Origin of the sequence: Pseudomonas sp. 1D4, assembly GCF_001728925.1 — a bacterium.
GTDB lineage: Bacteria > Pseudomonadota > Gammaproteobacteria > Pseudomonadales > Pseudomonadaceae > Metapseudomonas > Metapseudomonas otitidis.
On the sequence record NZ_LXJQ01000089.1, the window covers coordinates 1 to 9228 of the forward strand.

7 protein-coding genes, 2 tRNA genes and 1 pseudogene are annotated in these 9228 nt (G+C 66.8%); 8 read left to right on the forward strand and 2 right to left on the reverse strand.

Going from position 1 to position 9228, the window contains the following annotated elements; all coding sequences use genetic code 11:
- Positions 1 to 34 precede the first annotated feature (34 nt).
- Positions 35 to 110: transfer RNA gene (locus A7D27_RS26135), tRNA-Glu, on the forward strand.
- Between the two features lie 15 nt (positions 111 to 125).
- Positions 126 to 201: transfer RNA gene (locus A7D27_RS26140), tRNA-Gly, on the forward strand.
- A 121-nt stretch (positions 202 to 322) separates the two neighbouring features.
- On the opposite strand, the gene A7D27_RS26145 is transcribed toward A7D27_RS26140, so the two are convergent.
- A complete protein-coding gene (locus A7D27_RS26145) occupies positions 323 to 733 on the reverse strand; it encodes a PA2817 family protein (protein WP_069566594.1) in 411 nt (136 codons plus the stop codon).
- 75 nt (positions 734 to 808) lie between these two features.
- Complete coding sequence (locus tag A7D27_RS26150; RefSeq protein WP_069566595.1) at positions 809 to 3256, reverse strand: acyl-CoA dehydrogenase; 2448 nt, start codon at positions 3254 to 3256, stop codon at positions 809 to 811.
- 149 nt (positions 3257 to 3405) lie between these two features.
- Here A7D27_RS26150 and A7D27_RS26155 point away from each other — a divergent pair.
- The 6 genes and pseudogenes from A7D27_RS26155 to A7D27_RS26180 form a co-directional block, all read left to right on the forward strand.
- Positions 3406 to 3953: pseudogene (locus tag A7D27_RS26155) on the forward strand (transglutaminase family protein).
- Between the two features lie 110 nt (positions 3954 to 4063).
- The gene (locus tag A7D27_RS26160) at positions 4064 to 4684 is read left to right on the forward strand and encodes a glutathione S-transferase (RefSeq protein ID WP_069566596.1); all 621 of its coding nucleotides are present in this window, start codon (positions 4064 to 4066) and stop codon (positions 4682 to 4684) included.
- A gap of 89 nt (positions 4685 to 4773) precedes the next feature.
- The gene (locus tag A7D27_RS26165) at positions 4774 to 5706 is read left to right on the forward strand and encodes an ABC transporter ATP-binding protein (RefSeq protein ID WP_069566597.1); all 933 of its coding nucleotides are present in this window, start codon (positions 4774 to 4776) and stop codon (positions 5704 to 5706) included.
- Positions 5703 to 6482 (forward strand): ABC transporter permease, encoded by a 780-nt coding sequence (locus tag A7D27_RS26170; RefSeq protein WP_069560461.1) that lies wholly within the window; start codon positions 5703 to 5705, stop codon positions 6480 to 6482. The genes A7D27_RS26165 and A7D27_RS26170 overlap by 4 nt, the downstream gene beginning before the upstream one ends.
- A 515-nt stretch (positions 6483 to 6997) precedes the next feature.
- Complete coding sequence (locus A7D27_RS26175) at positions 6998 to 8017, forward strand: efflux RND transporter periplasmic adaptor subunit (protein ID WP_069566598.1); 1020 nt, start codon at positions 6998 to 7000, stop codon at positions 8015 to 8017.
- Positions 8014 to 9228, forward strand: a 1215-nt coding sequence (locus A7D27_RS26180; protein WP_139134198.1) for an efflux RND transporter permease subunit, incomplete at its 3' end; no start/stop codon positions are given. The genes A7D27_RS26175 and A7D27_RS26180, both read left to right, overlap by 4 nt.

The following is a 9228-nucleotide window of genomic DNA, read 5'->3' on the forward strand; positions in this document are numbered from 1 at the left end:
CAAGTGTTCAAGCAGTGCTTGAAAAGCGTTGTTTGTCCCCTTCGTCTAGTGGCCTAGGACACCGCCCTTTCACGGCGGTAACAGGGGTTCGAGTCCCCTAGGGGACGCCATTTTTCGTTTGTATTGCGGGAATAGCTCAGTTGGTAGAGCACGACCTTGCCAAGGTCGGGGTCGCGAGTTCGAGTCTCGTTTCCCGCTCCAGATAAACAAGAACGCCGCTCACTGAGCGGCGTTTTTGTTTGTGCAGTGAAAAGCTGTCCGCCTTTCCCCGTGCCTTTCTGATTCCACCGACCACCCCGAAAGGGCGGCCAGTGGTCATTGCTCAGTGCTTGCTGGCGTCGTCGCCCAGGGCGAGCAGCTGTTTTTCCTGGTTCCAGTCGAACGGTTCGTCGTTCTCTTCCGCCTCGAAGCGGCGCTCGTCGAGACGCTGGAACAGGGCGATTTCCTCATCCGGCATGAAATGCAGGCAGTCGCCGCCGAAGAACCACAGCAGGTCGCGCGGCACTAGGTGGGCGATCTGCGGGTAGCGGTGGAAGACCTGGCTGATCAGGTCTTGGCCCAGGTACAGGCTACCTTCCGGGTCGCGGGGCAGTTCGGTGATCAGCTCGTCGAAGCGCTCGACGAACAGGGCATGGTTCTCTTCGGGAACCTGCTCGGCCTCGCCCAGGGCGACCAGGATGCCGCGCAGGTGGTGGAGCAGGGCGAGGTGGTGGTCGAGGTAGGGGTTGGACATGGCGGTACATCCTGGAACGAATCAATGAACGGGCGCGGAGTATAAGGCCCTCCGCGCCCGCTGTCCCGCTGGGGCTCAGCGCACCTTGCCCGCCGTTGGCAGCAGCGCCTCCTTGTCGAAGTCATCCACGTCGATCACCACCCGCCGCGCGGCCTCGGCGGCGCGCAGGCGTCGGGCGGCTTCGGCGTCCAGCACGCCAGCGGCCAGCGCGGCGTCCACCGGGTGTTCGCCGGCCGTCGGCTTGACGCGCCCATCCTTGAGCGCCTTGTGCAGCTCCCGCTGCAGCGGCTGGACGTCGGCGAGCGCGTCCACTGCGCGCTGCAGGGCCGCTACCGGATCGTCCTCGGCGGAAGGCCGGAAGCAGCCGACCAGCACGCTTTCCAGCGCCGGGTCGCCGCGGTCGCGACCGAGGATTTCGGCCACTTCGGCATCCAGCGCATCCGACGGGCCTTTGTGGCGACGGCCAAGCGGGAACACCAGCACCTGCAACAGGCAGCCGAGGATGCGGCTGGGGAAGTTGGCGAGCAGGCCCGCCAGGGCGTCCTCGGCCTTGCCCAGAGACTCTTCCAGAGACCAGCGCACCAGCGGCCGCAGGTGCTCCGGGTGATCCAGATCGTGGTAGCGCTTGAGCGCGGCGGAAGCCAGGTAGAGGTGGCTGAGCACATCGCCCAGGCGGGCGGACAGTCGCTCGCGGCGCTTCAGCTCGCCCCCCAGCAGCATCATGCTCAGGTCCGCCAGCACGGCGAAGGCTGCGGCGAGCCGGTCGAGGCTGCGGAAGTAACCCTGGGCCAGGGTGTCCCCCGGCGCAGGGCTGAGGCGCCCCGCGCCCAGGCCCAGCAGTAGGGTACTGGCGGCGTTGCTCACGGCGAAGCCAACATGGCGCAGCAGCAGCTCGTCGAATTCCTCCAGCGCACGCTCACGGTCCTCGCGGGCGGCCAGGGCCATTTCCTTGAGCACGAACGGATGGCAGCGGATGGCGCCCTGGCCAAAGATCATCAGATTGCGCGAGAGGATGTTGGCGCCTTCCACGGTGATGAAGATCGGTGCGCCTTGCCAGGAACGGCCCAGGTAGTTGTTCGGGCCCATAATGATGCCCTTGCCGCCGTGCACGTCCATGGCGTGGCCGATGCATTCGCGGCCGCGCTCGGTCAGGTGGTACTTGAGGATGGCCGAGAGCACCGAGGGTTTCTCGCCCAGGTCCACCGCATTGGCGGTGAGCACGCGCGCGGCGTCCATCAGCCAGGCGTTGCCGCCGATGCGGGCCATGGCCTCCTGGATGCCCTCGAACGCCGACAGCGGCACGTTGAACTGTTCGCGCACGCGGGTGTACTGGCCGGTGACCAGGCTGGTGTACTTGGCCGCGCCGGTGCCCACCGCCGGCAGCGAGATGGAGCGGCCGACGGAGAGGCAGTTCATCAGCATCATCCAGCCCTTGCCGAGCATGGCCTGGCCGCCGATCAGGAAGTCCAGCGGGACGAACACGTCCTTGCCGGAGTTGGGGCCGTTCATGAAGGCGGCGCCCAGGGGCAGGTGGCGGCGGCCGATGTTCACCCCGGGGGTGTCGGTGGGGATCAGGGCCAGGCTGATGCCCAGGTCTTCCTCGTCACCCAGCAAGTGGTCGGGGTCATAGGCCTTGAAGGCCAGGCCGAGCAGGGTGGCCACCGGGCCGAGGGTGATGTAGCGCTTCTCCCAGGTCAGGCGCAGGCCGATCACTTCTTCGCCCTTCCACTGGCCCTTGCAGACGATGCCGACGTCGGGCATGGCGCCGGCGTCGGAGCCCGCCAACGGGCCGGTGAGGGCGAAGCAGGGGATATCCTCGCCACGGGCCAGGCGCGGCAGGTAGTGCTGGCGCTGTTCATCGGTGCCGTAGTGCAGCAGCAGCTCGGCGGGGCCGAGGGAGTTTGGGACCATCACCGTAGAGGCGAGGTCGCCGCTGCGGGTGGCCAGCTTCATGGCGACCTGGGAGTGGGCGTAGGCGGAGAAGCCCTTGCCGCCGTATTCCTTGGGAATGATCAGGCCGAAGAAACCGTTGGCCTTGATGTGCGCCCAGGCTTCCGGAGGCAGGTCCATGCGTTGGCCGATGTCCCAGTCGCTGACCATGGCGCAGAGTTCTTCGGTGGGGCCGTCGATGAAGGCCTGCTCTTCGGCGGTGAGCGCCGGGCGCGGGTAGTCGAGCAGCGTGTTCCAGTTCGGGCGACCGCTGAACAGCTCGCCGTCCCACCACACGGTGCCGGCTTCGATGGCGTCGCGCTCGGTCTCCGACATGGGCGGCAGTACGCGCTGGAACCACGCGAACAGCGGGGCGGTGATCAGCTTGCGGCGCATGTCCGGCAGGGCCAGGGGCAGGGCCGCCGCGAGCCAGAGAATCCAGAGGATCGCCAGCAGCCACCCGGGCGAGTGGCTGAACACCCCCATGGCCAGCAGGTACAGGGCGACCGCCCCGAGGGCGGGCAGGGGAGCGGTGCGGCGGTGCGCCAGCCAGGCGACCCCCAGTACCAGAACGAGCAACCAGAGAAACACCATGCTTGATCCTCCTTGAGGACGACGCGGCCGCCGTCACGGGTCAGGGTGTCGCCAGGACGGCGACAGGGGCGTTCAGCTTGGCCGGATCGTCGTGCCGGCAGGGTGTCGCCTGCTTCTAGCCTGGGACCTGTCCCCACGGGAGCAACGCCATGCAGTCCAGCCTACGATCCGGTCGCTATCGTTGATAGTGACCACCCCCTGGTGGTTGAGTTCGCCTAGCGCAATCGCGGCGAAAGCCCGCACCCGCGTGACCAGGCGGTCAGACTCTATCACGCCGTGCGCGACGGCAATCCGCTACAACCCCTACACCTTCAGCCGTGACCCGGAGACGCTCAAGGCCAGCCATGCCTTGATGGCGGGGGCGTCCTACTGCGTGCCCAAGGCCACCCTCCAGGTGGCTTGCGCGCGGGTCTGCGGCATCCCTGCCCGCATCGGCCTGGCGGACGTGCGCAACCACCTGGCCACGCCGCACCCGCTGCAACTGCTCCGGAGCGTGTTCGCCATGCACGGCTACACCGAACTGCACCTGGACGGCCGCTGGGTGAAGGCGACGCCGGCGTTCAACCTGGCGCAGTGCCGGGTCTTCGGTCATCAGCAGCAGGTCCACCCGCACCTATTCGAGCCGGACGCCGCCTTCATGAGCGGCGATCTGCAGGCCGAGGCGGCCGCTCCCGACGGGACGGATGCCCAATCCTGAGGGTGTCGCGACCCCTCCCTCATCGATAGAGGCTATCAATGCAAATCCCTGGTCATCTGCGGGGGCAATGCCTCTAGAATGTCGGCCTGCCAAGCTGCTGGAGCCGCGACATGCTGAAGATCTGGGGCCGGAAGAACTCCTCCAACGTGAGAAAGGCTCTCTGGGCTGCCGAGGAAGTCGGTGTGGCCTACGAGCCCATCGACGCCGGGGGCGCGTTCGGCCTGGTCAACGAGCCGGCCTACCGGGCGATGAACCCCAACGGCCTGGTCCCGGTGATCGAAGACGGCGACCTGGTGCTCTGGGAGTCCAACGCCGTCGTCCGCTACCTGGCCGCGCGCTACGCCGCCGGCACCCTCTACCCCGAAGACCCGGCTGTCCGCGCCGTGGGCGACAAGTGGATGGACTGGACCAGCACCACCCTGGCACCGGCATTCCGCGATCTGTTCTGGGGCACGGTGCGTACCCCGCCGGCCGAGCGTGACCCTGCGTGCATCGCTGCCGCCCTGGCGCGTTGCAGCGAGCTGCTGGCCCTGCCTGAGCAGGCCCTGGCGAAACAGCCGTACCTCTCCGGCGAAACCCTGGCGATGGGCGACATCCCCCTGGGCTGCTTCATTTACGCCTGGTTCGAAATGCCCATCGAGCGGCCGCCGCAACCCGCGCTGGCGGACTGGTACGAGCGACTCAAGGTGCGGCCGGCCTACCGCCGCGCGGTGATGACTGCACTGACCTGATGCTAGGCTCACACCCCCGAGCGCTGCGCCGGGCCTTGCCGCCTGACGCAGCGCCTTTGCACATACCTGACTGAAGGCACGTTCCCTCCATGACTTCCGCACTGTCCATCCGGCAGTTGACCAAGACCTATGGCAACGGCTTCCAGGCCCTCAAAGGCATCGACCTGGAAGTGGCCGAAGGCGATTTCTTCGCCCTGCTGGGCCCCAACGGGGCCGGCAAATCCACCACCATCGGCATCCTCTCCACCCTGGTGAACAAGACCAGCGGTATGGTGAGCGTGTTCGGCAACGACCTGGACAAGAGCCCCTACGCCCTCAAGCGCTGCCTGGGCGTGGTGCCCCAGGAATTCAACTTCAACCAGTTCGAGAAGGTCTTCGACATCGTCGTGACCCAGGCCGGCTACTACGGCATCCCGGCGAAGATCGCCAAGGAGCGCGCCGAACAGTACCTGACCCAACTGGGCCTTTGGGAGAAGCGCAACGCCGCTTCCCGTGAACTGTCCGGCGGCATGAAGCGCCGCCTGATGATCGCCCGCGCCCTGGTGCACCAGCCGCGCCTGCTGATCCTCGACGAGCCCACCGCCGGCGTCGACATCGAGCTGCGCCGCTCCATGTGGAGCTTCCTCACCGACCTCAACGCCCAGGGCATCACCATCATCCTCACCACCCACTACCTGGAAGAGGCGGAGCAGCTCTGCCGCCACATCGGCATCATCGATCACGGCACCATCGTCGAGAACACCAGCATGAGGGCGCTGCTGAAGACGCTGCATGTCGAGACCTTCCTGCTGGACCTCAAGAACACCCTCGCCACGGCGCCGTCCCTGGTGGGCTACCCGGCCTGTCTGGTGGACGACCACACCCTGGAGGTGCAGGTGGAGAAGAGCCAGGGCGTCACCGAGCTGTTCCGCCAGCTTTCCGCCGCCGGCATCGAGGTGCTGAGCCTGCGCAACAAGACCAACCGCCTGGAGGAGCTGTTCGTGTCCCTGGTCGAGAAGAACCTGTCGAAGGTGGCCGTATGAGTTCGGAACTGCGCGCCAACCTGGTCGCCCTCAACACCATCGTCTACCGCGAAGTCCGCCGCTTCACCCGTATCTGGGCACAAACCCTGTTGCCCCCGGGCATCACCATGGCGCTGTACTTCATCATCTTCGGCAACCTGATCGGCCGGCAGATCGGCGACATGGGCGGCTTCACCTACATGGAGTACATCGTCCCGGGGCTGATCATGATGTCGGTGATCACCAACTCCTACAGCAACGTGGTGTCCAGCTTCTTCGGCAGCAAGTTCCAGCGCTCCATCGAGGAGCTGCTGGTCTCGCCGGTGTCGCCCCACACCATCCTCCTCGGTTACACCATCGGTGGCGTGCTGCGCGGCCTGGCTGTGGGGGTGATCGTCACCCTGCTGTCGCTGTTCTTCACCCACCTGCAGGTGCACCACCTGGGCGTCACCGTCATCGTGGTGCTGCTGACGGCGACCATCTTTTCCCTGGGGGGCTTCATCAACGCGGTGTACGCGCGCAACTTCGACGACATCTCCATCGTCCCGACCTTCGTGCTGACGCCGCTGACCTACCTGGGCGGGGTGTTCTACTCCATCAGCCTGCTGCCGGCGTTCTGGCAGAAGGTGTCGCTGATCAACCCGATCCTGCACATGGTCAACGCCTTTCGCTACGGCATCCTCGGCGTGTCCGACATCAATATCGGCGTGGCCATCGGGCTGATGCTGCTGACCACCCTTGTGCTCTACATCGTCTGCGTGCGCCTGCTGGTGAGCGGGCGTGGGATGCGCCAGTAAGCACGGCGCACCTCGCAGGAGCGGCTCTGCGCGCGAAGGCTGATCACCGGCACGTGGGCGGAGCCGGGCAAAACGCGGTACCGGGCGGCATCTTCGTGGGAGCGAATTCATTCGCGAAAAAGGCCCCTTGCGGGGCATCGCGGTTGAAACCGCTCCCACACCGGGTGCCCGCGCTGATGCCGAGCCACCGCGCGGCATCCAGTTTGTAGGGTGGGTCGGGCGGTGTTCCGCTTCAGCCCACCATTCCCTGGCACTCCCTCATGGCGGGGCGGCGTCCACGAGCCCCGGGACCTGGCCGGTGTCGTGGGAGCGAATTCATTCGCGAATGAAGGCCCGTACCGGGCGTCGCGGTTGAACCGCTTCCACGCCGCCTGGCCCGCCTCCGAAAAATGCATCCATCCCGATACAAACCGTCACAGACTGCCTGCATCTTTACGTGCCTCTGACAAAACTCCGCCGATACTCCCGGTAGACTTTTTCATTTTCGAAAAAAACGACTCGAAAAGAGGCTGTAGATGATGGTTCGCCGCCGCGCCTGGCTCCTGCTGCTATTGGGGTTGTTCACCTGCCCGGCGTTCGCCGCCAACCCGCCACTGGTCGAGGTGGCCGAGCCCCAGCGTGCCCTGGTCCGGGATGAACTGGTGACTTTCGGCTCCCTGCGCTCCGACGAGTCGGTAACGCTGCGCCCGGAAGTGGACGGGCGCCTCGCACGCCTGCATTTCCGCGAGGGGGAGGCGGTCAAGGCCGGCGACCTGCTGGTCAGCCTCGACGATGCCATCGCCCGTGCCGAGCTGGACCAGGCCCGGGCCAACCTCGACCTGGCGGAGAAGAGCTACCAGCGCGCCCAGATGCTCTACAAGCGCGGCGCCAGCAACGCCCAGGCCCAGGACGAGGCGCTGTCGCAACAGCAGGCCGCTCGCGCCAGCTTGGCGCTGGCCCAGGCGCGCCTCGACAAGACCCAGCTCCGCGCGCCCTATGACGGCGTGCTCGGCCTGCGCCAGGTCAGCCCCGGCGACTACCTCAGCGCCGGGCAGGACATCGTCAACCTCGAAGTGCTCGACCCGCTCAAGGTGGATTTCCGCATTCCGCAGAAGGCGGTGGCTCAGGTACAACTGGGGCAAGCGGTGGAGATCAGCGTGGACGCTTACCCGGGTGAGCGCTTCCAGGGGCGGATCAGTGCCCTCAACCCGCGCCTGGACGAGGTGGGGCGCAGCCAGGCGATCCGGGCCGAGATCGCCAATGCCGACCGGCGTCTCAAGCCGGGCCAGTTCGTGAAGGTCTCGGTGATCCTCGCCGAGCGCCCGGATGCCCTGCTGGTCCCCGAGGAGGCGGTGATCCCGGTGGGACGCCAGTTGTATGTCGCCGTGGTGGTGGACGGCAAGGTGGCGCGCCTGCCGGTGCGTATCGGCCAACGCCAGCGTGGGCTGGCCGAGGTGGTCGAAGGCCTCGCCGGCGACGAACAGGTGATCACCGCCGGGTGGCAGAAGGCCGCGCCGGGGCAGGAGGTCCGCACCGTCGCGCGGGGTGAGTCATGACCCTCTCCGACCTGTGCATCCGTCGGCCGGTGTTCGCCACCGTGCTGTCCCTGGTGGTGGTCCTGCTGGGGCTGATGGCCTACCAGCGGCTGACCGTGCGCGAGTACCCGAACATCGACGTGCCGGTGGTCACGGTCAACGTCATCTACCCCGGCGCCAGCCCGGAGATCATGGAGTCCCAGGTGGCGCAGCCCATCGAGGATGTGCTGTCGGGCATCCAGGGGCTGGACTTCGTGTCCTCCATCAGCCGCTCCGAGAACACCCAGATCACCGCGCAGTTCCGCCTCGGCAGCAACGCCAACGAGGCGGCCAACGACGTGCGCGACCGCCTCGGGCGGGTGCGCGGCCTGTTGCCGGACGAGATCGACGAGCCGGTGGTGCAGAAGGTCGAGGCCGATGCCCAGCCGGTGGTCTGGCTGGCCTTCTACAGCGACCAGCACAGCGCCATGGCGATCACCGACGTGCTGGAGCGGGTGGTGCAGGACCGCCTGCAGACCATCCCCGGCGTTTCCGAGGTGCAGATCCGCGGCGCCCGCACCTACGCCATGCGCATCTGGCTCGACCCGGAGAAGCTCGCCGCCCATGACCTCATCGTGCAGGACGTGGAGGCCGCCCTGCGCCGGCAGAACGTGGAGATCCCCGCTGGCCGCATCGAGTCGGTGCAGCGCGAGTTCAGCGTGCTGGCGGAAACCGACCTGAAGACCCCCGAGCAGTTCAACGACCTGATCATCGACGACCGCCGCGGCTACCTCCTGCGCCTGTCCGACGTCGGTCATGCCGAGATCGGCGCCGCTGACGAGCGCTCCCTGGTGCGCTTCAACGGGCGCCAGGCGGTTTCCCTCGGGCTGGTCAAGCAAGCCACCGCCAACCCGCTGGACATCTCCGACGGCCTCAACGCCGCCTTGCCCGACGTGCGCAGCCTGCTGCCGGACGGCATGGAGATGGCCATCGCCAACGACAACTCGCTGTTCATCCGCGAATCCATCGCCAACGTCTACACCACCATCTGGGAGGCGGTGGTGCTGGTGGTGCTGATCATCTTCCTGTTCCTGCGCTCCCTGCGGGCGACGCTGATCCCGCTGGTGACCATTCCGGTGTCGCTGATCGGCGCCTTCGCCCTGATGGCGCTGATGGGGTTCTCCATCAACACCCTGACCCTGCTGGCCATGGTGCTGGCCATCGGCCTGGTGGTGGACGACGCCATCGTGGTG